We start from the raw sequence: 242 nt of genomic DNA on the forward strand, positions 1-242 counted from the left end.
ACCACCGGATTGGCTTTCATATAGGAAAGGAACCGGGAGAACGCAGAGGGCTTTCCTGCCGCAGCACCCCCGCCGTTATAGGCGGGCTGCTGATAGGCAATCTGCCCGTAGCCTTCCTGCCTGTAAGCGGTAGCCTGGGTGCGCTGGCTGATACTGGCCGCCACCTGATCCTGTACGGAAACGCGCCCGTTCAGTGCCCCGATGAATGCCTCCATATTGGGGAAACGATCCTCGGTTTTTAC

1 protein-coding gene is annotated in these 242 nt (G+C 59.1%); it reads right to left on the reverse strand.

Features of this window, described 5'->3' with window-relative positions; genetic code table 11:
• A partial coding sequence (locus H6B10_RS16470) for a hypothetical protein (RefSeq protein ID WP_204652469.1) occupies positions 1 to 215 on the reverse strand: 215 nt, incomplete at its 3' end.
• Between the last annotated feature and the right edge of the window lie 27 nt (positions 216 to 242).

The sequence above is a fragment of the Gemmiger formicilis genome (assembly GCF_016901605.1).
Lineage (GTDB): Bacteria > Bacillota > Clostridia > Oscillospirales > Ruminococcaceae > Gemmiger > Gemmiger formicilis_B.